Raw genomic sequence first — 24,548 nt, forward strand, 5'->3', positions numbered from 1 at the left:
GTAACCGGTCATCGCGTTGCGGCGTGTCTTGGACACTCAACGCCCGGGAGCGCGGCGAGGGAGCGCGGCACGGGGGCAGGGCGCGAGGGCGGGAGACGGGGCGCGCGCAACCCCCCGCGACGCGCCGGCCCCGGACGGAGCAGAATCCTCCGGCGTCCCCACACGGAAGGCGGAGTCATGCCCAGATCGAGACCCGCGGCCGTCGTCGCCGCGGCCCTGAGCGTCCTCTTGCTCGCGGGTTGCGGCATCCGGATCCCGGCCGACCCGCAGGGCACCCTCGACCGCGTCGAGGGGGGAGTCCTGCACGCCGGCGTCTCCCCCAACGGCGACTTCGTACGCATCGACGGCGACCGTCCGAGCGGGAGCGAGGTCGACGCCCTCACCGACTTCGCCGCCTCGATGGATGCCGAGGTCGACTGGACCGTCGGCTCCGAGGAGGCGCTCGTCCGCGGCCTCGAGAACGGCGATCTCGACGTCGTCGCCGGCGGCGTGACCGACGAGACCCCGTGGACGGAGCGGGCCGGGATGACGCGTCCCTACGGCGAAGTCACCCTCGACGATGGGTCGACCGCGAAGTTCGTCATGCTCGTCCCGCTCGGCGAGAACGCTTTCGTCTCGCGGCTCGAGACCTTCTTGACCGACGAAGCCGCCACCGAGGGAGTCGGCTGATGATCGCGCGCTTCGGCCACACCGAGCTCCCCGAGCGACAGGCTCAGGTTTTGCGCCGCGCGATCCGTCTCGAGTGGGTCACACTCGCGTTCCTCGCGGTGACCGCCACCCTCGTCTTCCTCGTCCTCGGCAACTCGCAGGCGATGAAGGCGGCCTGGATCGAGGACCTGCTCTCGTTCATCCCCCCGATCGCGTTCCTGATCGCCGTGCGTCTGGCGCGGCGCAGACCCACCGTCCGCCACCCCTACGGCTTCCATCGTTCGGTTGCGATCGGCCACCTCGTCGCGGCGGTCGCCCTGACCGCGATGGGCCTGTTCCTCATCGTCGACTCCGGCATCGGCCTGCTCACCGCGGAGCACCCCACGATCGGCACCGTGAACCTCTTCGGCGTCACGATTTGGCTCGGCTGGCTGATGATCGCGGTGATGGCGGTCACGGGCATTCCGCCGGTCATCGTCGGTCGAATGAAGCTCGGTCTCGCCCGCGAGCTGCACGACAAGGTTCTCTACGCCGACGCCGACATGAACAAGGCCGACTGGATGACCTCGGTCGGCACGATCGTGGGCGTCCTCGGGATCGGCGTGGGCCTGTGGTGGATGGATGCCGCGGCGGCGATCTTCATCGCCGGGAGCATCGTCCACGACGGCGTCGGCAACCTGCGCGCCGCCGTCGTCGACCTGATGGACGCGCGCGCGACGACCTTCGACGACGCCCACCCGCACCCTCTCGTGGACCGGGTGGACCAGTACCTCGCGGGGCTCCCGTGGGTACGGGAGGCGGGAAGCCGCGTGCGAGACGAGGGGGGCACGTGTTCCACATCGAGGCGTTCGTCATCCCCCATCGCCGCAAGATCGCGCTCGCCGACATCGAGAACGCCCGAGAGGGCTGCGTCGCCCTGGACGGGAAGATTCAGGACGTCGTGGTGGCGCCCGTCCCGGCGCTCCCCGACATCGTCGACGCGATCACCGTCGACGCGGTCACTCCCCGAGGATCAACCGCCTGATCGCGGCATCCTTAGACCCGCCGAGTTCCATCGTGCGCCCCTTGCGGTACAGCGAGAAGACGCGCGGGTCGATGTAGCTCGACCGCGCCACCGCGGGCGTGTTGCCGAGCGCCTCGGCGGTCGCACGAACCGCCGCGACCTCGGCCTTCTTGCGTTCGTTCTTGCCACCCGTGGCCCCGACCTTCGCGAGCGCCTCGGCCGCGAGGATCGTGCCGCGCAGCGTCCGGAAGTCCTTCGCACTGAACGGTCCGCCCGTGAGGGAGCGCACGTAGGCGTTGACGTCCCCCGGGGTGAGCGGCACGCGTCGACGCCCCCGCTTGTAGCTGAGCAGCGCGGCGCGCGAGCGGCCGAGCGCGAGTTCTTCGACGAGGGATGCCAACTCCGCATCGCGGACACGAAGGTCGGCGCGCTTGCCGCTCTTGGCGGGGAACGAGAGCCGGATGAGGTCGCCCTCGACCGTGGCATCCCTGCGTTGGAGAGTTGTCAGGCCGCGGCTTCCGTTCGTGACGAAGTACCGCGCGTTCCCGACGCGCGGCGCGACCAGATCGAGCAAGCGGAACGACACGGCCAAGACCCGCTCGCGGTCGATGTCGCTCCGACGCAGGGACTGGGTCACCCGGGCGCGGGCCCGCGGGAGGGCCTCGGCGAGTTGAAGGGCACGGGCGAACTTCCCCTTGTCTTGCCGCTTCGACCAGTCGGCGTGATAGGTGTACTGGCGCCTCCCGGCCTCGTCGGTTCCCACGGCCTGGATGTGCGCGTTGGGCTGTGTCGCGATCCACACCTCCCGCCAGGCCGGCGGGATGACGAGGCTCCGCGCGCGTTCGGCTTCGCGCTCAGGCACCGGGGCACCCGTATGGTCCACGAAGCGATAGCCCGACCCCGAGCGCACGCGGCGGAACCCGGGGTCCTCGTAGGGCCGGACGCGGATGAGCCGCGGCATCGGGTCAGTGGTTGCGGAGCATGTCGATCAGCTCCGCCTTCTTCTTGCCCGAGTAGCCCGTGATCCCCAGCTCTTTCGCGCGCTTCTTCAGCTCGTCGACCGTCCGGTCCTCGTAGTTCTCGGCGTGTCCGCCCTTCTCGCCGACCTTGCCGCGACCCTGGGCCGCGGCCGCGTTCGAGATGCGCGCAGCCTTCTCTTTCGAGTCGCCCTGCTTGCGCAGTTCCTCGTAGAGTTCCGGGTCTTTCAGACTGTTGGATCCTCGCCCCTGGGGCATGATCGTCTCCTTCCGTCGGACCACCGACGCTACGACCACCGCTCCCCACGACTGATCGGGGTTGACACCGTCCCCGCGATCGCCCGAGCCCACCCTTCTCCGCGCGAGCCCGGCTAACAGCGTTTTCCCAGGCGCGTCAACCCCCTCCCGATCCAGCGCCCGAGTGACACGGTTGAAGAACCACTCGCCAGGGTGCCGCGTCGTGACGCGGTGAACAGCAAGGAGCCCCCCATGAACATCTTCCTCATCATCATCATCGTGGCCGCGATCGTCATCGCCATCGTGAGCGGGATGAGCCAGGCCGCGAGCTTCCTCCTGTGGGTCGCGATCATCGTCGGCCTCATCGCCCTCATCGTGCTGTTGTTCCGCCTGATCAGCGGACGCAAGCCCGTTTGACCCCCTGAGAGGTCGACGCGTTTCGGGTGCGCGTCACCTCCCCTCCGGCGGGTTCTCCCGCCCCGGATGCCACGTGCTCATCGAGCGCGTGGCATCCGTCTTTGGCGTGGGAACCCGGTCCCTTCGACAAGCTCAGGGACCTCTGCTGACGCGCGCAGGGGCCGCCGCACCCCAGGTGGCTGAGCCTGTCGAAGCCACCGGGACCCGACGGCCGCCCCTCTCGAAGCCGCCGAACCCTAGGTGGCTGAGCCTGTCGAAGCCACCGGAACCCCACGGCCACCCCTCTCGAAGCCACCGCACCCCAGGTGACTGAGCCTGTCGAAGCCACCGGAACCCTGCCACGAGGGTTGACGAAAACGCGATATATCTCGATACTGTTCTCAAACGCGATATATCGCGAGAGAGGAGCCCGCCATGGAGAAATGGATCGTCCACCCCGGCGAGACGCGCGTCATCGACCTGGAAGACGTACGCGAGCTGAAGATCGGCCTCGTCGGCGGCCAGATCGACGTGATCGCGCACGACGACCCGAGCGCTCGGATCGAGGTGCACGGCGTCACGGTTAAAGACCTCCGCATCGAGATGACCGACGGCCGCCTCGAGATCGACCACCCGCAGCTGCGCTGGGACAACTTCCTCGAGGTGTTCCGCAACTTCGGCGCCGGCGGCCCCAAGGCCGAGGTGAGCGTGGCCGTGCCGCGCTCGGTCGCCCTCACCCTCGGCGTCGTGAGCGCGAGCGCCCTCGTCTCGGGTCTGCGTACCGACGCCCGCCTCAACACGGTGTCCGGCGACATCATCGTCGACGGCCTGGTCGGCGACGTGAGCGCGAACGCGGTCTCGGGCGACGTGCAGGTGCGTGAGCTCGAGGGTGCGCTGAGCGCCAACAGCGTCTCCGGCGACGTCACCGTCACCGGCACCGTGACGAAGGCGTCGATCGACACGGTCTCGGGCGCGATGCTCGTCGACTCCACCGGCCCCGTGCAGTCGATCGCGCTCAACTCCGTCAATGGCGCGGCCACCATCCGCCTCGACCGCGGCCTGCCCGCCAACTACGTCTCCCGCTCGGTGAGCGGGCGCGTGCAGATCGACGGACTCGTCCGCTCGGGCTCGGGTCCCACCAACTACACGGGTTCGACCGGCACGCTCGCCGGATCCTTCGTCGACGTGCGCGCCAACACCGTGTCGGGAGAGATCACGGTGCTGCGCCGCGGCATCTCAGGGCTCCGCCCCGAGGAACTCGCCGGAGAGGAGGAATGGTGATGAGCCCGGTCTTCTCGCACGGCGGCCTGCGCCTGTACATCCTGAGCCTTCTCGACGAGGCCCCGCGCCACGGATACGACCTCATGCAGGCCCTGTCCGACCGCACGGGAGGCACCTACTCCCCCTCGGCCGGAACGATCTACCCCCGCCTCGCGAAGCTCGAGGACGAGGGCCTCGTCACGAAGACCGTCGACGGACGCAAGACCGTCTACGAGATCACGGATGCCGGACGCGCCGAGGTCGCGGCCCGCACGGGCGACCTCGAGGGCATCCAGGCCGACCTGGCCGACAGCGTGCGCCTCATCGCCGACGAAGTGCGCGGGAGCGTTCGGGATGCCATGCGGAGCCTCCGCGCCGATCTCGCCGCCGCATCGCGCGAGGAGCGCGAGCACGCCGAGACGACGCCTGCCGACGACGCTCGCTCCCGCACGCGCGAGCAGCTGCACCGCGCGGATGCCGCGATCACCGAGTTCCGTGGACGCGTCCGTTCGGAGTTGCGGTCGCACGTGGCCCGCGGCGGCGAGCTCTCGGCATCCGGAATCGACGAGATCGAGGCGGCGCTGCGTCACGCGTCCGAGGCGGTCGCCCGCGCGATGCGCAGCTGACGCCTCACTCCCAGGGCAGCTCCTCGTGGGCGCCGACCGGCTCTCCCAGCGGAACGACCAGCACCGGCCGGTGCTGCCGGTGAGAGAGCCGGGCGGCGACCGACCCGGTCAGGAACTCGCGGAGCGACTCGCCCAGTCCGCGCTTGCGGGTGCCGACGACGAGCAACGATGCACCCACCTCGTCGGCGAGCTGGATCAGCGACAGCGCGGGATCGCCGATCAGCTGCCGCACCGACCACGTCACGGGGTTCCCCGCCAGGGCGGTCGCCGCCTCCTTCTCGACCTCGGTGAGCGCGGCGTGCGCCACCTCGCCCGCGACGTCGAGCGTCGCCGAGTTGACGTACCCGTCCGGATCCTCGAAGGCGACGAACCGCGTGGTGTCGACGTGCGCCACGATCAGTTCGACGCCCGCCAGTACGGCGTACCGCGCGGCTTCGTGCACGACGCGGGGCGACTGCCCGGGTACGACCCCCGCGATGACGGCTCCGGATGCCACAGCCGACGGCTCGTGGTCGCTCATTCCGTTCTCCCCTCGTCGCCGGTGAACCTCCGTGCGGACCGCCGACGGTCGGGGTCGAGGGGCACCGTGATATCCTGGGTGTTACTCTTACCGGCTCGGTCCGGAACCGCAATACGCAGGGCCCTGAGCACGGCCTGCGATGTCGATCGTGAGGGGGTCTCGCATGGGGCGTGGCCGTCAGAAGGCGAAGCACACCAAGATCGCCCGTGAGCTGAAGTACGACACCTATTCGGTGAACTACGCAGCGCTCGAGCGCGAACTCGGCGCACCCGAACCGGGTGAAGACGCGTACGTCGACAAGTGGGCGGACGAGTACTCCGACGAGTACGAAGACGAGAAGGCGTAGGGCCTCAGCGCCCTGCACCGGCCGCATCCGCGGCTGTCACCAGGCGGTGCCGTAGCGGCGCTCCCAGGCTCCCTCGATCGTCTCTCCGCGTGAGACGACGATTCCCGCGGGGATCACGCACGCGATGACAACGCCGAGCACGATCAGACCGGCCGTCCATCCGCCGGTCACCTCGTGGGTGACGCCGATGGCGAGCGGCATGAGCGCGGCGATGCCGTAGCCGACGCTCTGGACGAACCCGCTCAGCGCGACCGCGGTGTCGTGCGACCGCGTGCGCAGGCCGAAGAGCACGAGCGCCATGGGGAACATCAGGGGCGGGATGCCGATCAGCACCACCCACAGCGTCGTCGCGGCCGCGGGGGCGAAGAGCAGCCCCGCCACCCCGGCGAGACCGCCGACCACGGCGACGACGTAGAACGGGGCGACACTCCGCGCCCGCACGACCAAGAGCGGAACGACGAGCGAGACCGGCAAGCCCATGAACGAAAACAGGGCGAGCAACCGGCCGGCCTCGGCGGCGTCCACCCCGGCGACGCCCATCACCAGCGGCGGCAACCACGCGAAGAGTCCGTAGGCGACGGACGAGTTCACCCCGAACGTCGCCGCCAGCGCCCACGTCTGCGGCACGCGGATCACACGCGACAGCACGGAGGTCTTCGGCTGCTCGATGATGTCGGCGCGCGCCGCCCGGGCGCGCAGGCTCATCGCGACCCACGGCACCACCGCGGCCACGGCGACACCCGCCCAGAGCGTGAACGAGCCGCGCCATCCGACGCTCTCGGCGAGCGGCACGGCGACCAGCGGCGGCATAAAGGTGGCGACCGCCATGGTGGTCGTGTAGATCGTCGTCATCAGGCCGATGCGAGTGGGGAAGTACTTCTTCACCACGGCGGGCAGCAGCACATTGGCGACGCCGACCGCCGCGAAGATCCCGGCGGTCGCGGCGAGCAAGGTGATCGCATCGACGGCGATCGCGCGCATCCCCAGCATGACCGCCGCGACGACCGCCGCGAGGAGCACGAGCCGTTCGAGACCGACGCGTCGCTCGATCGCGGGAGTCACGAAGCCTGAGATCGCGAAGGCGACGGGGGGCGCCATGCCGATGAGGCCGACGACGGCGGCCGGGAGGGGGAAATCGCGCTCGATGACGATCAGGAGCGGCGACAGCGAGGCGACGGCGATGCGCAACGTCAACGCGAGCAGGACGATCGCTGCCGCGGCGAGCGCGACGGTCCCCGCGCGGCGCGGAGTCAAGACTCCTGGCTGCCCTCGACCCAGGCCAGGTACTCCTCCGACACGGTGCCGGTGACGTAGCGACCGTCGAAGCAGCTCATGTCGAGGTCGACCAGGTCGGTGCCCTCCATGATCGCCGCCTTGAGGTCGTCGACCTCCTGGTAGACGAGGTAGTCGCAGCCCAGCTCCTCGGCGATCTCGGGGATCGTCCGGCCGTGGGCGACGAGCTCGTGCCGCGAGGGCATGTTGATGCCGTACACGTGCGGGTAGCGCACGGGAGGAGCGGCAGAGGCGAAGGTGACGCTCTTGGCTCCGGCATCCCGAGCCATCTGGATGATCTCGCGGCTCGTGGTGCCGCGCACGATCGAGTCGTCGACGAGCAGCACGTTCTTGCCCTGGAACTCGGTCGACATGGCGTTGAGCTTCTGGCGCACGCTCTTCTTGCGCACGGCCTGCCCGGGCATGATGAACGTCCGGCCGACGTAGCGGTTCTTGTAGAAGCCCTCGCGGTACTCGATGCCGAGCTTGCGGGCGACCTGCATCGCCGCCGGTCGCGCCGAGTCGGGGATGGGCATCACCACGTCGATGGACCCGGCGGGGGTGTACTTCGCGACGGTGTCGGCCAGGCGCTCGCCCATGCGCAAGCGCGTCTCGTACACCGAGACGCCGTTCATGACCGAGTCCGGACGCGCGAGGTAGACGTACTCGAACGAGCACGGCGCGAGCATCGTCTTCTCGGCGCACTGCTGGGCGTGGAGGGTGCCGTCGAGGCTGATGAAGACGGCCTCTCCGGGCTCGACGTCGCGGACGACCTCGAAGCCGGCATTCTCGAGCACGAGCGACTCGGATGCCACGATCCACTCGTCGCGCGGCTCACCCCCGGGTACCTCGGGCGCGGGGCGCTTGCCGAGGATGAGCGGACGGATGCCGAACGGGTCGCGGAACGCGAGCAGACCGTAGCCGGCGATGAGGGCGATCGAGGCGTAGGAGCCCTCGACGCGCTCGTGCACACGACCGACCGCGCGGAAGACCTGAGCGGGGTCGAGGTCGGGGCCGGTGATCTCGGACTGCAGCTCCGAGCCGAGGATGTTCACCAGCAGCTCGGTGTCGGAGCTGGTGTTCAGGTGCCGGCGGTCCTTGTGGAACAGCTCGCTCGTGAGCTCGCGGGTGTTGGTGAGGTTGCCGTTGTGCACCAGGACGATGCCGTAGGGGGCGTTGACGTAGAAGGGCTGCGCCTCTTCTTCGCTGGAGGCCGTGCCCTTCGTGGCGTAGCGCACGTGGCCGAGACCGATGTCGCCGAGGAGGGCGCGCATGTCGCGGGTGCGGAACGCCTCACGCACCTGGCCGCGGGCCTTGTGGATGTGGAAGACGCCGCTGGACTCGGCCGTGGCCATGCCCGTTGAGTCCTGTCCCCGGTGCTGGAGAAGGAGGAGCGCGTCGTAGATCTCCTGGTTGACCGGGCCCTGCCCGGCCATGCCGACGATGCCGCACATGGGGTGTTACTTCGCTCCGTTCGCCGGGTGACCGGCATCCGCGTACGAGCCGACCAGGCGCACGGCGCCCCCGTCGACGCCCTTCGCGCCCTGTTCGTACTCGCCCTCGGGGCGGTGGTCGTCGCGGACGACGCCGACCTGCCAGGTGGCGATGCCGTCGGCCGTGAGCGCCGCGATCGCGGCATCCGTGACCTCCGGAGAGACGACGGCGAGGAAGCCGATGCCGAGGTTCCACGTGCCCTCGGTCGCGGTCAGCTCGAGACCGCCGATGTCGGCGAGCACGCGGAACACGGGCGAGGGGCTCCACGTCGAACGGTCGACGTCGACCCACGTGTCCTGCGGCAGCACGCGCGCGAGGTTCGCGGCGATGCCGCCGCCCGTCACGTGACTGAGCGAATGGATGCCGGAGCCCACCGCCGCGTCGTCGAGCAGACGCAGCAGCGGCGAGGTGTACAGGCGCGTGGGCTCGAGGAGCGCCTCCCCCCAGGTCGCGCCGAGTTCGGCCGAGGCCGAGCCGTACGCGATGCCGGCACCGGTGATGATGTGGCGCACGAGCGAGTAGCCGTTGGAGTGCAGGCCGCTCGACGCGAGAGCGAGGACGACGTCGCCCGGGCGGACGCGGTCGGCGCCCAGGACGCGGTCGGCCTCGACGACGCCGGTCGCCGCTCCCGCGACGTCGTAGTCGTCGATGCCGAGCAGGCCGGGGTGCTCGGCGGTCTCGCCGCCGACGAGCGCGGTGCCCGTGGCCGCGCAGCCGCGCGCGATGCCCGCGACGATGTCGGCGATGCGCTGCGGCACGACCTTGCCGCACGCGATGTAGTCGGTCATGAAGAGCGGACGCGCGCCCACCACGACGATGTCGTCGACGACCATGCCGACGAGGTCTTCGCCGATCGTGTCGTGCTTGTCGATCGCCTGCGCGATCGCGACCTTCGTACCGACACCGTCGGTGCTGGTCGCGAGCAGCGGCTTGGCGTAGTCGCGGAGCGCCGAGGCGTCGAAGAGGCCGGCGAAGCCGCCCACGCCACCGAGCACTTCGGGCCCGTGGGTGCGGCGCACGGCCGACTTCATCAGTTCGACAGCGAGGTCTCCGGCGGCCGTGTCGACGCCGGCAGCGGAATAGGGGTTCTCGTGGGGAGCGGAGGCCACCGGAACAGACTACCCGGGGCTGCTGTGTGCGGGCGTCCGGGTGGGGCGCGGGCCGGTTGCGGGGCCGGACGCCGGAGCGGTTGCGTGCGACGGGAGGAGATGCAGCGACGGGAGGACACCCAGCGCCCCAGCATCCTCCCCTCCCAGAATCCCCTCCCCTCCCAGACACTGGTTGCCGTTGGGGAGATAACCGGGCAAGCCACCAGGCCAGGGGGATGGCCACTCCGGGACGGGCCGAGCACCCACCCCAGGAGGAGAATCAGCCACGGGAGGACCCCCGACGGCCAGGCATCCTCCCCTCCCAGAATCCCCTCCCTCCCAGGGACAGGGCCGAGCAAGCCACCAGGCCAGGGCACCTCCGCCTCAACGAGCGCGGTGCAGCCCCTGCGCGATCGCCTGGACGATCATCAGTTGGACCGAGGGCCAGTCGTCGACCATCTGGCGGTACCCGACGCGGATGACGTGGTAGCCGTTCAGCGCGAGAAGGGCGTCGTGTCGAACGTCGGCTTCGCGCTGCGCGCCGACATGGTGCCCACCGTCGACCTGCACGACGAGCCGCTCACCGATGAGCAGGTCCACACGACGGCCGAGGATCCACGCTTGCGGGCACAGCCTCTGGCGAAGCCATCTCAGGCGAACGAGGAGGAAGGTCTCCAGGCCGGAGTCCGCGAGCGGCGTCGCCTGTTCCGCGAGCTCGAGCGCGCGGCCCCTGAGGGGATAACGACGCATCTCGTCGAGCGTGACGAGCCCCTTGTTGAGCGCCGAATCCCAGATCGCGAGCGCCTGTTCCGGTGGGAGGCACCCGCTCACCACACCGAGCACATTGACCACACCGTCGACCAGATCCTCCGGATGCCGCTGGATGAGAGGGCGCGAGCGATGAACGCGAGTTCCGGCCGATACGGAGATCCGCCCGGAGTGGGCGGGTGCCGCGACGTGGACGTGGTTCTGATCGAACACCCACAACCCGTGCCGGGCTGCAGCGGTGGCGCACGCGAGTGTCACGCCGCCACGCGCGGCGGAAAGGAGGTGAGCATCGGCATCGGGAAGAGCGATCCATCGCCGACGCACCCGCAGCACAGCACCGCTGCGGACGGCCGCCGCGATCGTGTCGACGGACGTTCCCTCTCGCAGCAGGCGGGTCGTCGCGACGACCCCTTCCAGGGCACGCACCCGGGCCTGGAGGACTTCGATGCGGCGGGATAGTCGAGCGCTCATCCGGGAAGCGTGCCGGATTGCGAAGCGCGCCCGCGGGAACAGCATCCCGGCCTGTGGAGAAGTGGGGGTGGGGAGAAGCAGTGCTACGGGTGGGTGCCGGCCGTTCGGGAGGAGATTCGGCGGCGGGAGGACACCCTAGGGCCAGAGATCCTCCTGCCCCGGAATCACCTCCCCTCCCACAGGAGAAGGCCGAGACTCGGCAATGGGAGGAGATTCGGCCACGGGAGGAGCGGCTGAAGCTGCGGCGCCCTCCGCTCCCTGAAGTTCCTCCCGGGGGAGCGCGCCCGCCGCAAGGCCCATCCCCCACCGTCGAGACCGTCCCTACAATGACGCCATGACGGCAGGCCAGCCCGAGTGGGTGATCCGCGAGGACGCGGGGTCACCGGTGCTCGTCGCGCTCTACCTGCGTCAGGTGCTCGGCATCCGGTCTCCCGACGATCTGCCCTCCCTGCGGCGCGTGCCCGCCGCCGCGGAGACGACGAGGACGGATGCCGCTCAGTCGGAGCTCGAGAGACAGTGGCGGGCCTATTGGGCGTTGACGGTGGAGCCGCAGGCGCACCCCTCCCCCGTGCCGTTGGAGTTGGTCGAGGGTTTCGACGGGCTCGTCACGCTCCCTGTCGAGGGCGCGGAGGCCCTGCGCGATGCCGCGACGCCGTTCGCCGACGAGGCCACCGACTTCGCTCGGCAGGCGCACGGACGGTACGCACGCGAGACGTCGGCACGTCCGGGGGTGTCGTATCGCGCCTACGCCAGCGCGATCGCCGCGCACGAACGCATCGTCGGTCGTCGCGCGCACTCGTTCGAGCTGAACGTGCAGATCCTGCCGCTGGCTCAGCGCGGAGTGTGGTGGATCGGCTCCCTCACGGTCGCGGTGACCGACGGTCTGCGCGGAGACGTGGCGGCATTCGACTCCGCGATCCACCCGATCATCGCGGAGCTCGCCTGAAGGTCAGACCCCGTGCTGCTCGTGGTCGACGATGACCTGGCGGGTGCGTCCGCCGAGGACGCGCTCGAAGATCAACGCGACGATGGCCGCGACCGTCACACCGACGACCACGCAGATCAAGGCGGTGAAGCCGAACACCTGCAGCTGCGAGTACACGACCTGCGTGTACGGGCTGACATCGGTGCTGTCGATCGCGAACGTCAGGATGAGGGCGACCAGGATGCCGACGAACGCGCCCGCGGCCAGGAAGACGCCGTACTTGGGCGCGCGGCGAACGCTGGCCGTCTCGATCTCACCGCGAGAGAAGGACGGTCGTTCGGGGGCGGGCTGCTCGGCCATGAGTCCATTGTCCCACCCCCGCGCGGATGACGGGGCGCGGTGCCTACGCATCGAGCAGCGATCGCTCCGAGAGTCGAACCCTCCACACCGACACCCGTTACCCCGTGGAGCGGGGATCAGGTGATCAGGACTACTCAGCACCCTTCAACGCCCCCAGCACGTCGACCCGACGCAGACGGCGCGCCAGTAGGAACGATGCGCTCAGGCCGCACCCCACGACGATCACGACGCACCACCCGGTGGCGACCGGCGACGCGGCCGACGCGTACACGATGCGATCTGTGCGGAACACCGCCAGGTACGCCGACAGAAAAGCCATACCGGCGGGGATGCCGATGAGCGCGCCGGCGACGGTGATGGCGACGTTCTCGCGCAAGAGGAGGGCGCGGATCTCGCGCGGACGCACCCCCAGCACGGCGAGTGTCGCGTAGTCGCGGGTGCGTTCGGCGAAGGCCAGAGCGCCCAAGTTCACCAGCACGACCATGGTCAGCAGCAGCCCGAACCCTTTGATGAGCGCGAAAACATCGCCGAGGCCGTCGATCACCTGCTCAGCGTTCGCGCGCCGGTCGTCATGTGTCAGGACACTCGCGATTCCGGGCCGGCCCTCGAGCACCTCGGCGGCCTCAGCCCCGCGCGCCAGCAGCGCGTTCGGCGAGAAGACGCCGCCCGCGCGCTCCCACGCAGACCGCGAGAGAAAGAGCCCCTGAGGCTCTCCCGCGTCAGTGACCCCGCGCACGATGACGGCGACCCCCGTCGCGGAGCCAGGCGGAAGAACCGTGACCTCATCGCCGATCGCGATCCCGCGTGCATCGGCGAGCGCGGCGCTCACGAGCGCACCGTCGGCGGGCAGCGCGACGCCGGCATCACCGTCCGGCAGGCGGTAGAGGTCGCCGTCCGACAGGACGTTGACGGCTTCGCCCCCTGCGAGGCCGTCGCCTGGCATGACGAAGGACATCTGCCACTGAACGTCGGTGATTCCGGATGCCAGGGCCTCGCCCTGCTGTGACCATGCGCCCGGAGAGAGCCGCGCCTGCGCGTCGAAGAGGTACTGCGAATCGAAGGACCGGGCGACCTGATGGTGCAGGGAATCCGGCATCCCGAATCCCGCGATGAGAAGGGTGGTGCCCCCGACCGTCGCGGCAAGTGCAGTGAGCAGGCGCCCACGCGCTGTCGCGATCTCGCGCAGGCCCCACGCGTTCAGCGGTGACATTCGCCGAAGCCGAGGGAAGACGCGCCGAGTCGTCGCGGCCCCGCCGCGCATCGCCGCCGCGGGGTCCGTGCGCCGCGCCGCGCGAGTGGCGACGACCGACACGACCGACGCGCCCGCGACCAGCGCGACCGCGAGCGCCAGGGGCGCTGGGGTGTACGCCGGAATCCAGGCGACCAATCCGAAGCTCGACCGCTGCGACCGCAAGACGAACAGCGAGAGCACGGGAGCGAACGCGAAGCCGACGAGGGCGCCCGCGGCGACGACGATGGCGTACTGGGAGTAGTGCCGGCGCAGCTGCGTGTCGGTGACGCCGAGCGCTTTCAGCGTGGCGATGTCGCGCTGCTGCATGTCGACCAGTCGCCGCATCGAGGTGAACATCGCGAGCATCGCGACCGCCAGGAACAAACCGAGGAACAACAGCGACAGACTTCTGATCTGTCGAATGCGGTCGGTCAGCCCCACCACTCCCGGCTGAGAGGACCGGTCGTACATGGCCAGTCGGTCGGCCCCGAGCAGCCCGGGCGCCTCCGCCATGATCCGCTCGGGCGAGCCCGCCAGGGCAACGGACACGCGACTCGGCCCGAGCGCCTGCATCTGCTGCCGCGAGACATAGGCGTAGCCGTACCTCGACGGGTCAGGCGCGTACAGACCATCGACTCCGGTGTCCGACACCTTGTCGGCCGACCGCACCCACGCCGCGACGGTGAAGGAGTGATCCGTCGCCGCGATCCGTAGCCGCACGGTGTCCCCCACCCGAAGCGCGTGTGCCTCGGCGAATGCGGCGTCGAGAGCGATCTGGTCGTCCGTGAGATCGTCCAGGCGTCCTTCGACCGGTTCCGGGACGTCGATCCGTTCCGGCAGCGCGCTCACGACGAGGTCGCCTCGACCACCGACGACCGCCGCATCGAGCAGACCCGTGGTCTCAGCATCCGAGACCCCCGGAAGACCCCGCAACGCGTCGACCTGTTCGGGCGACGCTGACGAAGCGGTGATCCAGACGTCCGCGAGGTGGGCCTCGGCATCCATTCGCTCTTGCTCGACCTGCATCCCCCGCCACCCGCCCTCGAGCCCGCCGTACACGGCCAGGCACAGCGCGCTCATGACGAACACGGCGACGAACTGCGCCGCCCGGAGCCGCAGATCGCGTAGGAGCTTTCGGCGCAGCAGGGCCGCGACGCTCATGAGACGGGAGGGCGGGAGTCTGCCACGACCCGCCCATCGCGCATCTCGACGATGTGATCGGCGAGGTCGCGGATCGCGGGGTCGTGAGTGACCACCGCTACAATCGCGCGCCCCTCACGTGCGACGTCTGTCAGCAGGACCATCACCTCGACCCCCGATGCCGAGTCGAGGGCTCCCGTCGGCTCATCGCACAGCAGGACATCGGGCCTCTTCGCCAGCGCCCGCGCGATCGAGACCCGCTGCATCTGACCGCCCGACAGCTGCGGGGGAAAATGGCCAGCACGATCACCCAGCCCGACGCGCTCGAGCAGTTCGATCGACGTCGGCACGTCGGCGCGGTGACGAGAGGGGAGGCGACGCGCCAACTCGACGTTTTCGAGCGCCGTGAGCTGCGGGAGCAGGTTGTAGAACTGGAACACGAACCCGACGCGGTCGCGACGGAACTCCGTGAGCTCTCGCGGGCCCGCGCCCGTGAAGATGGTGCCGTTCAGTTCGGCTTGGCCCGAGTCGGGTGTGTCCATCGCACCGAGCACGTTCAGCAGCGTGCTCTTGCCCGACCCCGATGGTCCGACGATCGCCGCGAGCCCGCCGCTACGCAGGTGTACGGACACGTCGTCGAGAGCCAGGACCCTCGTCGCTCCCGTGCCGTACTCACGCGACAGCGCCGTGGCGCGCAGTCCTGTTCCGGATGCCATCCGCTCCGTCCCCTCGTCCGGGCACCATCCACTCCGTGGGCGCCCTCCTCGACCATGGCCGACGACCGCGCCGCGATGCTGCGGTCGGGCCGGCGTCCTCGCCGGGTGAACGATGCGGGGATATTGGGCGATCGTGCGGTGGGTGCCGGCGCTACGGCCGCAACGGCAGCAGCGCACTCAGGTCGGCGCGGACCCCCGAGGCCACGATCCGGCCGGCGGCGACGGCATCCGTCCAGTGCTCCCGGCCCGTGGCGACGGCGATCCAGGTGGCGGCGTCGGTCTCGACGACGTTGGGCGGAGTGCCGCGGGTGTGGCGAGGGCCCTCGATCACCTGCACGGCCCCGAACGGCGGCACCCGCATCTCGACGGAGTTGCCCGGGGCCTTCTCGGCGAGCAGCTGCAGGAGGTAGCGCACGGCGGTCGCCGTCGCAGGACGCGGGGCGTCACCGGCGGCCACCGCCGCGAGGGCGGCCCGACCGTAGCCGGTCTCGATACGACGTGGGGGCATGGCATCCACGGTACTCGCGGGGCACGCGCGCGGCTCGAGCGCCCGCGCTGGGCCGCACGACCGCGAGCGCCCGTACCGGCCGCGCAGACTGAACCGCACCGGCCATGCCGTGCGCGCGCCACGCACGCAGAGCCCGCTCGGTAGGCTGACCGGGTGAGAATCCTGGTCCTCGGTTCGGGCGCGCGCGAGCACGCCATCATCCTCGCCCTGCGCTCCGAAGAGGCATCGCACGCGATCTTCGCCGCCCCCGGCAACGCGGGCATCGCGCGTGACGCCCACCTCGTCGCGCTCGCCGCGAACGACCCCGCCGAGGTGCTCACGTTCGCGAAGGACGAGGCGATCGACCTCGTCGTCGTCGGGCCCGAGGCGCCGCTGGTCGCCGGAGTCGCCGACGCCCTGCGCGAGCACGGCATCCCGGTCTTCGGTCCGGGCAAGGCGGCCGCGCAGCTCGAGGGATCCAAGACGTTCGCGAAGCGGATCATGGATGCCGCGGGCGTCCCCACCGGACGCGCGGTGCGCGCCGCCGACCTCCCCACCGTCGAAGCAGCTCTGGACGAGTACGGCGCGCCCTACGTCGTCAAGGCCGACGGGCTCGCCGCGGGCAAGGGCGTCATTGTCACGTCCGACCGCGAGGCCGCGATCGCGCACGCCACGACCTACCTCGTCACCGGCGCGGTGCTGGTCGAGGAGTTCCTCTCCGGCCCCGAGGTGTCGCTGTTCTTCCTCAGCGACGGCGACCACGTGCTCCCGTTGAGCCCCGCGCAGGACTTCAAGCGCCTGCGCGACGGCGACGAGGGCCCCAACACCGGCGGCATGGGGGCGTACTCGCCCCTGCCGTGGCTCGACGAACGCTTCGGCAGCGAGACGGAGTTCGTCGACCAGGTCACGCGCGAGATCGCGGAGCCCGTGATCCGGGAGATGGATGCCGAGGGCACCCCGTTCATCGGACTCCTCTACGCCGGCCTCATCCTGACCGAGAACGGCATCAAGGTCATCGAGTTCAACGCCCGGTTCGGCGACCCCGAGACCCAGGTCGTGCTGCCGCGCTTGATCGACCCACTGTCGGAGCTGCTGCTCGCCGCGGCCTCGGGAACGCTCGAGGACCGCCCGCGCCCCGCCTTCGCCGAAGCCGCCGCCGTGACGGTCGTGCTCGCGAGCGAGGGATACCCCGAGGCGCCGGTCACGGGTCGCCCCTTGACCGGCATCGACGACGCCGACGAGGTCGACGGTGTCCACCTCGCGCACGCCGCGACGGCGGCATCCGACCACGGGTTCACGGCGACCGGGGGGCGCGTGCTCAGCGTCGTCGCTCTGGGCTCGACGTTCCGCGAAGCCCGCGCCGCCGCCTACGCGGGACTCGAGCGCATCGGCCTCGAGGGTGGCCAGTACCGCACCGACATCGCCGCGAAGGTCGCCGAGGACTGACGTCGGCGCGGGTGGCGCGGCATCCGCCCCACCCGTTCACGGCGTGTCCCGCCATGTGCCGGAGATCGCTCCGAATTCCGCACAGAACGGGACACACCGCGGGGTGCCCGCGCCACGCTCAGTCGAGAACGGTCACCGTCGGTCCGGCATCCACGAGGATCGCCTCGCCGCTCGCCCTGCGCGGCTGCGCGGTCACGAGATCGACCGCGGCCCGCGCAACGTCGTCGACCGGGGTGAGACGCCCGCTCGGCGCGAAGCCGGCCGCGAAGCCCGCCTTGTCGTCGGGCGCACCGCCGGTGAGGCGATCGACCATCGGGGTGTCGATCACCCAGGGGCACAGCGTGAACACGTCGATCCCGGCCTCGGCGAGCAGCGGCGCGGCGCTGCGCCCCGCCGCGACCACGCCCGCCTTCGCCGCGGCGTAGGGCACGGCGATCGGCACCGGCAGCACCGTTCCGACGAACGACGCCGTGTTGACGATGACCCCGCCGCGCCGCATGTGCGTCGAGGCGTGATGCAGCCCCGACAGCACACTCGTGAGGTTCGCGTCGACGACCTCGCGCAGGGCCTCGGGCGTCCAGTTCTCCATCGGTCCGATCGGACCCTCGGTGCCCGCGTTCGAGAACCAGAAGTCGAGCGGGCCCTCGGATGCCGCGACCCGAGCGAGCTCGGCCACGTCGGCGTCGCGCGTGATGTCGGCGGGCGACGAAGAGCGCCTCACCGCCCGCGTCCGAGATCGCCTGCACGACCGCCGCGCCGCGCTCGGCGTCGCGGCCCGAGAGGACGACGCGTGCGCCCGCTGCGGCGAGACGGTGGGCGATGGCGGCGCCGATTCCGCTGGTGCCGCCGGTGACGACGGCGGTGCGTCCGGAGAGGTGGGTCATGATCTGTCTCTTTCTGTGGGACGGGGTGGGGGGTGGTTTGTGGAGTGGTGGACGAACCCGGCCGTGGCGCAGCGGACCGTCCGGCGGAGTTCACGCCCGACAGGCCGACTCAGGATGCCGCGAGCCCGGCGAGTCAGCCCGGACTCCGCGCGACGGCGCGTGCGAGAGGGGCCGCGATCGACCCGGGTTCAGCCGCGCGCGGCGAGCATCTGCTCGACGTCGTCGACGAGCCCCGCCGCCCCCGGCGCCACCGCGATCGCCTCGCCGACCGCCCGGGCGCGAGCCGCATAGCTCGGATCCGCGAGGATCCGCTGAACGGCCGAGCGGATGGCATCCGGGGTCGGCCGACCCGTGCGCAGGTTCACGCCCACTCCGGCGTGCTGGACGCGCGCCGAGGTCTCGACCTTGTCTTCGGAATCGCCGGCGATCACGATCGGCACGCCATGGCGCATCGCGTGGTGCAGGCCCCCGTATCCGCCGTTGGTCACGAGCACGCTGGTGCGGGCGAGCAGCTCGTCGTACGGCAGGTAGCTCGCGGCGAACGCGTTCGCGGGAAGAGGGGGGAGGGTCTCGAGGTCGCGTCCGCCGGTGGTCACGGCGACCTGGACGGGCAGATCCGACAGGGCCGCGAGGGTCGGTTCGATGACCTCGCTGTAGTCGGTGTTGGCGACGGTGCCCTGCGTGACGTGCACGAGCGGAAGGTCCGGGTCGAGGTCGTCGAACCATGCCGGGGCGGGTGTCGGCCGGCTCGACGCGGTGGGCATCGGACCGTAGAACCGCAGGTTCGCGGGCGCATCGCTGCGCGGATACTCGAACTCTTCGACCGTGAACTGCGCGAGCAGGTCGCTGCGCGAGAGCACGTCCATGAAGAACGCGCCGTTCAGGGGCGGGGCCCCGACGCCGGCGAGGAAGAGGTCGAGCGAACGGTGCACCGGACGCAGCACGGCCTTCGCCGTCACGCCGAGGACCCGATTGCGCAGACGGTTCAGCACCGGCTGACGCAGGGGCGTGATGCCGAGACCGTAAGGCGGAGTATCGCGACTCGAGAATCCCGCGGCGGTGATTCCGCACATGACGGTGAGGAGACGCTCGGAGCGCGGTCGCCCGAAGAGGGTCTGCACCCCCAGGAAGAGCATGTCGTGCAGCACGACATCGACCGGCTCTTCCGCGAGGACGTGCTCCAGGGTGGCCGCCGCGGGGCCGGCGGGATCGAGGAACGCCCGCTCGACACCGCGGTTGATCGTCGCGAGTCCCCGCTCGCGCACGTCGCCGCCCGTTCCGATGTCGTCGAGCGTGTCGGCCTCGGGCGGAAGGGGGAGGAATCGGATGCCGGCCGCCTCGACCATCGATCGGTATCGGGCACCGGTGAGCAGGCGTACGTCCCACCCGCGACGCTGCAGTTCAGTGGCGACGACGAGGAGCGGGCCGACGTGACCGACGGCGGGCATGCTGCAGATGAGGGCAGAGGAGGTCATTTCCTGTACTTTCCGGACGTCCCCGCCGCGCGTTCACGCGAGATTGTCGGCGAGGTGGATGAGTTGCGCCGTGAGCCACGACCGATACGTGGCGAGGTCCCATCCGCGGGCGACGATGAAGTGCGTCCAGGGATCGGGTCCCGTGATGAGCCCGAGCACGTCGGCGGCGATGGCGACCTGGTCGACGCGGATGCGTCCGCGCTGGAGGAACCAGCCGGCCCCGATCGTCATGTCGCGGTGACGGCGCATCTCGAGGTCGAGGTAGGCGACGCGCACCTCGGCGTCGCCGTCGGCCGCGGCGAGCATGGCCCGCACGATCGCCGCGGAGCGCTGGTTCGCCTCGATGAGGAAGTCGACGTAGCGAGCGATCGCGGTGTCGGTGTCGGGCTCGCTCATGATCTCGACGAGCGCGGGACGCTCGGTGAGCGAGTGCCGCCCCTCGTCGCCCGCGAAGGTCCGTTCGAAGGCGGCGATCAGCAGAGCATGCTTGGGGCCGTTCAGGTGCACCGTCGGGATCGACACCCCCGCCTCGGCGGCGATCGCCTTGATGGTGGTGGCGACGTAGCCGTCGCGGACGAAGAGTCGACCCGCCGTGTCGACGATGTTCGCGCGTGTGGCGGCGGCCTCGGCCTGTCGCTTGGGGGACTGATAGCTGCGGGGCACGTCCCACACGCTACTTCGCTGCGGCGGCGCCGGCCCGGGCGATGAGGAGTCCCGCGATGATCTGCGCGCCCGTGGACACGAAGTACATCGCGTTCGTCAGCCACTCGAAGGAGCTCGCGTTGATCACGGCACCGAGCGCGAAGCCGATGATCGCGAGCGCGAGGATCGCCCACCGCGCGGGGCCGGTGAGCACCCGTGCACGCGCGACGATGATGCCTCCGACGAGCAGCAGCACGCCCTGGACCGCGCTCATGGCGAACAGGAACGCCATCGCTCCGTCGGTGGGCTCGGCCGTCGGCAGGAGGTAGGCCGCGAGCAGGTACATGCTCTGGTTCGCGAGGAAGAAGGCACCGAAGCCCAGCAGGGCGATCTTGCCCACGAGCGACGAGCCGACCGCCCCCTGACCGTCGCCGCGGCCGAGAGCGAGCGGGAACATCGCCGCGACGTGGGCGAGGGTGCTCGCGAGGAACAGCACCCAGAACGCGGCGGCGGGCCCCGGTTCGGAGGATACGTCGGTTCCGATCTCGAGGGCGGTGGCAGCGGTCAGCAGCACACCTCCGGTGAGGATCAGGATGCCGGCAGCTCGGAGCCATGAGGGGCTCGAGGAAGCAGGGGAAGAAGAGCGAACACTGAGGGTGGGAGCGGTCATTGGATGACTCCTTCGATGAGGCGAGGCGAGAAACGCGAGCGGGGTGAGAGTCATCCCGATCCGTTAATTAAATATATCTGCGTATAAGTCAATTACGGAAGCGTTTTGGCCCGAACCTCTCGACGAGTTGTCGGCTGCGCATCGTGGTCGAGGTCCACCGGAGCGACCGGGCCGCGGCCGCGTCGCACCGGGAGCGGCAGGAAGATCAAGCCGATGAGCAGCACGACGAGCGACAACCGCATCGGCAGCGTGTCGACGGCGAGAAGCACCGTCGCCGGCGGGCCCTCGAGGTGATGGCGAACGACGCCGCGCACGTCGGAGACGGCGACAGGTATCGGGTCGGCTTCGGCGTTCGCGTCTCCGCGGAGCGTCAACGAGTCGCCCTCGACGGCGACGATGCGGTGCGTGTAGCGCCCCGATCCCGGCGGCTCGACCGTGACGATCGCGCCCGGCACGAGCTCGTCGGGCTCAGCGCGGCCGACGAAGAGCACGTCACCGAGGTGGAAGGTCGGCACCATGGAGTCGCCGTCGACGCGGACGATCTCCTGCTGCGTGACCGCGCCGTAGGCGAACGGACCGCCGAGAGCGGCGAGCAGGACCGCGACGATGATCCAGCGGACCGGAGAGAGAGCGGCGCGCAGAGTACGGTTCATCGTGCGATCGCCGCGGCCGCGGCAGGCGAGGCCCACCCGAGATAACGGTACGAGACGGTGTACGTCACGGTGCCGGGCAGCGTACAGTTTCGCCCGACAGGGGTCGACGGAGCCGCACAGAAGGAGAAACTCTGCGGCGGAAGTGGGCTCAGCTGCCCCGGGCTCAGCTTGAGCATGCCGAACCCGTCGAAACCCGCTGCCCAGGACGTTCCGTCGGAAGCGACGGCAATCGACTGCAGCTGCGCCGCGCTCACCTGCACGATGCCCGGCGCGGAGGTGGAGGAGGCCCAAGACGTCTGCATAGGCTTTGGCGTGGAGTACGCGGTCCTGATGTCACCGAGACCCAGCTGCCCGACCCCGTTGCCTCCCCAACCCCACACGTCGCCACTCGACGTCACCGCGAGCGACGAGAGGGGCCCCGCGCTCACTTGAGCGATCGACACACCGTCGCCCCACGATCTCGTCACCGGTTGCGGGCGGACGGCCGAGTGCTCTGCACCGTCGCCGTCGCCGAGGAGCCCGTTGTTACCGATCCCCCACGCATAGACCACACCTTCGCGCGTGAGCGCGAGAGAGTGCCCCTGTCCCGCGCTCACCTGTCGGATGAACGGGATAGAACCGCCGCTCGGCCAGGACACGGGCCTGGGCACGCGTGCAACGTGGGCGCTTGCGTCGCCATCTCCCAACCCGCCCCCGGCGCCGTCCCCCCACGCCCACACCGCCCCGTCTTTCGTCAACGCCAGGGAGCGATTGCCGCCCGCGCTCACCTGCCCGACAGGGACACCTTGCAGTCCGCTCCGCGCGGGAACGGGAACCGCCGAGTTCTGCGCTTCGCCGTTGCCCAGCTGCCCCTCCGTACCCCGCCCCCACGCCCAGACGTCCCCGTCGGTAGTGACAGCCAGGGAATGTTCTGTACCCGCGCTGATCTGCGAGATCCGCGCAGTGGTGCCCCAGGTCTTGGTGACGGGAACGGGCACGACCGAGTCCTGCGCGGTGTCGTTGCCCAGTCGACCGTCGGCTCCAGCCCCCCATGCCCACACCGATCCGTCCGATGCCAGCGCCAGGGAATGCGAGAATCCCGCGCTGACCTGCGTGATGCGCACCGCGGGCCCCCATGAGGGAGTGACGGGAACCGGCGTCTGTGCTCTGCTGCGGGAGCCGTTGCCCAGTCGGCCGTTGTCGCCTGACCCCCATGCCCAGACGGATCCGTCCGATGCCAGGGCGAGGCTGTGGGAGTAGCTCGAGCTGACCTGGGTGAATGTACGCTTGCCGATGAGAACCGGCACGATCTGGTCGGCGACGCTACCGTCACCTGTACGGACTGTCTGATTCCACCCCCACAACCCTCCTGACGACGTCACCAACAGCGACGGGGCCCGTCCGGCACTCACGTACGCGACCGCAGTATCCCCGCTGACCGCAACGAGCGCCGGCACTGATGCTCCCCGCCAGCTGTCGTCGCCGATTCGTCCGCTTGCGCCACCCCAGACCCAGACCTTTCCCGACGAGTCCAGCGCCAGCGAATGCTTGTACCCCGCACTCACCTGCGTCACGGTGTTCGCGCCGAGGGGCACTGAAACAGGGACGTTCGATCTCTTCGTGTTCGTCACCAACTGCCCGAAGATGCCGTCGCCCCACGCCCAGACCCGCCCCGACGAGTCCACCGCCAGCGAGTGCGCCGCACCCGCGCTCACCTGCGTGATGGTGACGCCCGCGCCCAACGCCACTCGAACCGGCACCAGCGCGTCGTCGGCACCGCCGTTTCCCAAGCGCCCGAGACCGCCGGATCCCCACGCCCACGCCTGGCCCGACGAATCCACCGCCAGCGAATGCGCCGCACCCGCGCTCACCTGCGTGATCGTGATACCGGAGGCCAACTTCACGGGAACCGGCACAAACGCATCCTCGGCACCGCCGTTTCCCAGCCGACCGTTGCCTCCGGTCCCCCAGGCCCATACCTTTCCCTGCGAGTCCAGCGCCAAGGAGTAGTCGCTGCCCGCGCTCACCTGCGTGATCGTCACACCAGCCGGCCACCGGACCGACACCGGCACAGGCACGAGCGAGGAATCCGAACCGCCATTGCCCAGCCTCCCGTCAGCACCGGATCCCCACGCCCACACCGAACCAGCCGAATCGACAGCCAACGAGTGCCATTCCCCCGCGCTCACCTGCGTGATCGTCACACCAGCCGGCCACCGGACCGACACCGGCACAGGCACGAGCGAGGAATCCGAACCGCCATTGCCCAGCCTCCCGTCAGCACCGGATCCCCACGCCCACACCGAACCAGCCGAATCGACAGCCAACGAATGCGATCCCCCCGCGCTCACCATCCCGAACGGCTGCCCGCCCGGGTCGGTGAACGACGTCCCCGACGTCGTGCCCAACGTCTGCGCGGGACGCCCCTCGACCTGCCGCTGCACCGTGTACGTCACACCGTCGGTCACCTTGGCATCCGTCGCCCAGGACTGTGTCGTCGCTGCCGGCCACGACACCGTGTTCCCGGCCCCCGCGGCGGCGACGGTCGGCGAGAGCGCTCCGAGCGTCGCCGCCGACGCCGAGCCGGACACCGAGCGGGAGTCGGTGAACCAGGCCCCTGAACCGCCTACGACGGGAACCAGTAAGAGAGCCACGACTGCCAGAGCGGCGGCGCGACCGAGCGGGGCGGCGAGGTCCGAGCGGCGCGCGGACGAAGGGGCGACGCCGCGACGGAGCGAGCGAGAGAGCGAGAAACGCATGCGGGTTCTTTCAGAGGGAAGGGCGGGCCGCCTGAGCAACCGAGAGGTCACCCGCGGCGGAAAGGGAAGACACGA

Annotated in this window: 24 protein-coding genes and 2 pseudogenes; 8 read left to right on the plus strand and 18 right to left on the minus strand. The window is 70.2% G+C overall.

Features of this window, described 5'->3' with window-relative positions; translation table 11 throughout:
- The first annotated feature begins 177 nt into the window (after positions 1–177).
- On the plus strand, positions 178–669 hold the full coding sequence (locus tag QE388_RS03980; RefSeq protein WP_307383102.1) for a transporter substrate-binding domain-containing protein: 492 nt from the start codon (positions 178–180) through the stop codon (positions 667–669).
- Positions 669–1,672: pseudogene (locus QE388_RS03985) on the plus strand (cation diffusion facilitator family transporter). Before QE388_RS03980 ends, QE388_RS03985 begins: the two are co-directional and overlap by 1 nt.
- On the opposite strand, the gene QE388_RS03990 reads toward QE388_RS03985, so the two are convergent.
- Both QE388_RS03990 and QE388_RS03995 read right to left on the minus strand, forming a co-directional pair.
- Positions 1,647–2,612, minus strand: a complete 966-nt coding sequence (locus QE388_RS03990; protein ID WP_307383103.1) for a DNA topoisomerase IB — start codon at positions 2,610–2,612, stop codon at positions 1,647–1,649. The pseudogene QE388_RS03985 and the gene QE388_RS03990 sit on opposite strands and share 26 nt — an antisense overlap.
- A 4-nt stretch (positions 2,613–2,616) precedes the next feature.
- Positions 2,617–2,886 (minus strand): Rho termination factor N-terminal domain-containing protein, encoded by a 270-nt coding sequence (locus tag QE388_RS03995; protein WP_058597506.1) that lies wholly within the window; start codon positions 2,884–2,886, stop codon positions 2,617–2,619.
- Between the two features lie 231 nt (positions 2,887–3,117).
- On the opposite strand from QE388_RS03995, the gene QE388_RS04000 reads away from it, so the two are divergent.
- The 3 genes from QE388_RS04000 (at position 3,118) to QE388_RS04010 (ending at position 5,147) form a co-directional block, all read left to right on the plus strand.
- On the plus strand, positions 3,118–3,282 hold the full coding sequence (locus QE388_RS04000) for a hypothetical protein (RefSeq protein ID WP_013584263.1): 165 nt from the start codon (positions 3,118–3,120) through the stop codon (positions 3,280–3,282).
- Between the two features lie 414 nt (positions 3,283–3,696).
- Positions 3,697–4,542, plus strand: a complete 846-nt coding sequence (locus QE388_RS04005) for a DUF4097 family beta strand repeat-containing protein (RefSeq protein ID WP_307383111.1) — start codon at positions 3,697–3,699, stop codon at positions 4,540–4,542.
- Positions 4,542–5,147, plus strand: coding sequence for a PadR family transcriptional regulator (locus QE388_RS04010; protein ID WP_275796290.1), 606 nt, complete (start codon positions 4,542–4,544; stop codon positions 5,145–5,147). The genes QE388_RS04005 and QE388_RS04010 overlap by 1 nt, the downstream gene beginning before the upstream one ends.
- A 4-nt stretch (positions 5,148–5,151) precedes the next feature.
- Here QE388_RS04010 and QE388_RS04015 read toward each other — a convergent pair whose 3' ends face one another.
- Entirely contained in the window at positions 5,152–5,667 is a 516-nt protein-coding gene (locus QE388_RS04015; RefSeq protein WP_307383114.1) for a universal stress protein, read from the minus strand.
- 163 nt (positions 5,668–5,830) lie between these two features.
- On the opposite strand from QE388_RS04015, the gene QE388_RS04020 reads away from it, so the two are divergent.
- Positions 5,831–6,013: a DUF3073 domain-containing protein gene (locus tag QE388_RS04020; protein WP_013584267.1), complete on the plus strand. Its 183-nt coding sequence runs from the start codon at positions 5,831–5,833 to the stop codon at positions 6,011–6,013.
- 36 nt (positions 6,014–6,049) lie between these two features.
- Here the strand turns inward: QE388_RS04020 and QE388_RS04025 are convergent, their stop codons facing one another.
- The 4 genes from QE388_RS04025 to QE388_RS04040 all read right to left on the minus strand — a co-directional run bounded on the left by QE388_RS04025 (position 6,050) and on the right by QE388_RS04040 (position 11,106).
- A complete protein-coding gene (locus QE388_RS04025) occupies positions 6,050–7,267 on the minus strand; it encodes a CynX/NimT family MFS transporter (RefSeq protein WP_307383116.1) in 1,218 nt (405 codons plus the stop codon).
- Entirely contained in the window at positions 7,264–8,739 is a 1,476-nt protein-coding gene (gene purF, locus QE388_RS04030) for an amidophosphoribosyltransferase (RefSeq protein WP_307383118.1), read from the minus strand. Before purF ends, QE388_RS04025 begins: the two co-directional genes overlap by 4 nt.
- Before the next feature lie 6 nt (positions 8,740–8,745).
- The gene (gene purM / locus QE388_RS04035; protein WP_307383119.1) at positions 8,746–9,888 is read right to left on the minus strand and encodes a phosphoribosylformylglycinamidine cyclo-ligase; all 1,143 of its coding nucleotides are present in this window, start codon (positions 9,886–9,888) and stop codon (positions 8,746–8,748) included.
- A gap of 363 nt (positions 9,889–10,251) precedes the next feature.
- On the minus strand, positions 10,252–11,106 hold the full coding sequence (locus QE388_RS04040) for an endonuclease domain-containing protein (protein ID WP_307383122.1): 855 nt from the start codon (positions 11,104–11,106) through the stop codon (positions 10,252–10,254).
- 334 nt (positions 11,107–11,440) lie between these two features.
- On the opposite strand from QE388_RS04040, the gene QE388_RS04045 reads away from it, so the two are divergent.
- Positions 11,441–12,052, plus strand: a complete 612-nt coding sequence (locus QE388_RS04045; protein ID WP_307383125.1) for a zinc-binding alcohol dehydrogenase — start codon at positions 11,441–11,443, stop codon at positions 12,050–12,052.
- 3 nt (positions 12,053–12,055) lie between these two features.
- Here QE388_RS04045 and QE388_RS04050 read toward each other — a convergent pair whose 3' ends face one another.
- The 4 genes from QE388_RS04050 to QE388_RS04065 form a co-directional block, all read right to left on the minus strand.
- Positions 12,056–12,391, minus strand: coding sequence for a potassium transporter Trk (locus QE388_RS04050; RefSeq protein ID WP_307383127.1), 336 nt, complete (start codon positions 12,389–12,391; stop codon positions 12,056–12,058).
- Between the two features lie 130 nt (positions 12,392–12,521).
- Positions 12,522–14,783, minus strand: a complete 2,262-nt coding sequence (locus QE388_RS04055; RefSeq protein WP_307383128.1) for an ABC transporter permease — start codon at positions 14,781–14,783, stop codon at positions 12,522–12,524.
- A complete protein-coding gene (locus QE388_RS04060; RefSeq protein WP_307383131.1) occupies positions 14,780–15,478 on the minus strand; it encodes an ABC transporter ATP-binding protein in 699 nt (232 codons plus the stop codon). Before QE388_RS04060 ends, QE388_RS04055 begins: the two co-directional genes overlap by 4 nt.
- Before the next feature lie 151 nt (positions 15,479–15,629).
- Entirely contained in the window at positions 15,630–15,986 is a 357-nt protein-coding gene (locus QE388_RS04065; RefSeq protein WP_307383133.1) for a sterol carrier family protein, read from the minus strand.
- Positions 15,987–16,139: 153 nt separating this feature from the next.
- Here QE388_RS04065 and purD point away from each other — a divergent pair, with 153 nt between their 5' ends.
- Positions 16,140–17,411 carry a phosphoribosylamine--glycine ligase gene (purD, locus tag QE388_RS04070; protein ID WP_307383135.1) on the plus strand — a complete coding sequence of 424 codons (1,272 nt, stop codon included), beginning with the start codon at positions 16,140–16,142 and terminating at the stop codon, positions 17,409–17,411.
- Positions 17,412–17,529: 118 nt separating this feature from the next.
- Here purD and QE388_RS04075 read toward each other — a convergent pair whose 3' ends face one another.
- The 7 genes and pseudogenes from QE388_RS04075 to QE388_RS04105 all read right to left on the minus strand — a co-directional run bounded on the left by QE388_RS04075 (position 17,530) and on the right by QE388_RS04105 (position 24,473).
- On the minus strand, positions 17,530–18,132 hold the full coding sequence (locus tag QE388_RS04075; RefSeq protein WP_307383138.1) for an SDR family NAD(P)-dependent oxidoreductase: 603 nt from the start codon (positions 18,130–18,132) through the stop codon (positions 17,530–17,532).
- A gap of 40 nt (positions 18,133–18,172) precedes the next feature.
- Positions 18,173–18,295 (minus strand): annotated as a pseudogene (locus QE388_RS04080) (SDR family NAD(P)-dependent oxidoreductase); the annotation flags it as partial.
- 188 nt (positions 18,296–18,483) lie between these two features.
- Positions 18,484–19,770 carry a glycosyltransferase gene (locus QE388_RS04085; RefSeq protein ID WP_307383140.1) on the minus strand — a complete coding sequence of 429 codons (1,287 nt, stop codon included), beginning with the start codon at positions 19,768–19,770 and terminating at the stop codon, positions 18,484–18,486.
- A 33-nt stretch (positions 19,771–19,803) separates the two neighbouring features.
- Entirely contained in the window at positions 19,804–20,433 is a 630-nt protein-coding gene (locus tag QE388_RS04090; protein ID WP_307383143.1) for a TetR/AcrR family transcriptional regulator, read from the minus strand.
- Positions 20,434–20,443: 10 nt separating this feature from the next.
- Complete coding sequence (locus tag QE388_RS04095; protein WP_307383146.1) at positions 20,444–21,082, minus strand: hypothetical protein; 639 nt, start codon at positions 21,080–21,082, stop codon at positions 20,444–20,446.
- A gap of 92 nt (positions 21,083–21,174) precedes the next feature.
- A complete protein-coding gene (locus tag QE388_RS04100) occupies positions 21,175–21,735 on the minus strand; it encodes a signal peptidase I (RefSeq protein WP_275801464.1) in 561 nt (186 codons plus the stop codon).
- Complete coding sequence (locus QE388_RS04105) at positions 21,732–24,473, minus strand: hypothetical protein (RefSeq protein ID WP_307383149.1); 2,742 nt, start codon at positions 24,471–24,473, stop codon at positions 21,732–21,734. Before QE388_RS04105 ends, QE388_RS04100 begins: the two co-directional genes overlap by 4 nt.
- Between the last annotated feature and the right edge of the window lie 75 nt (positions 24,474–24,548).

This window comes from Microbacterium sp. SORGH_AS_0969 (assembly GCF_030818255.1).
GTDB lineage: Bacteria > Actinomycetota > Actinomycetes > Actinomycetales > Microbacteriaceae > Microbacterium.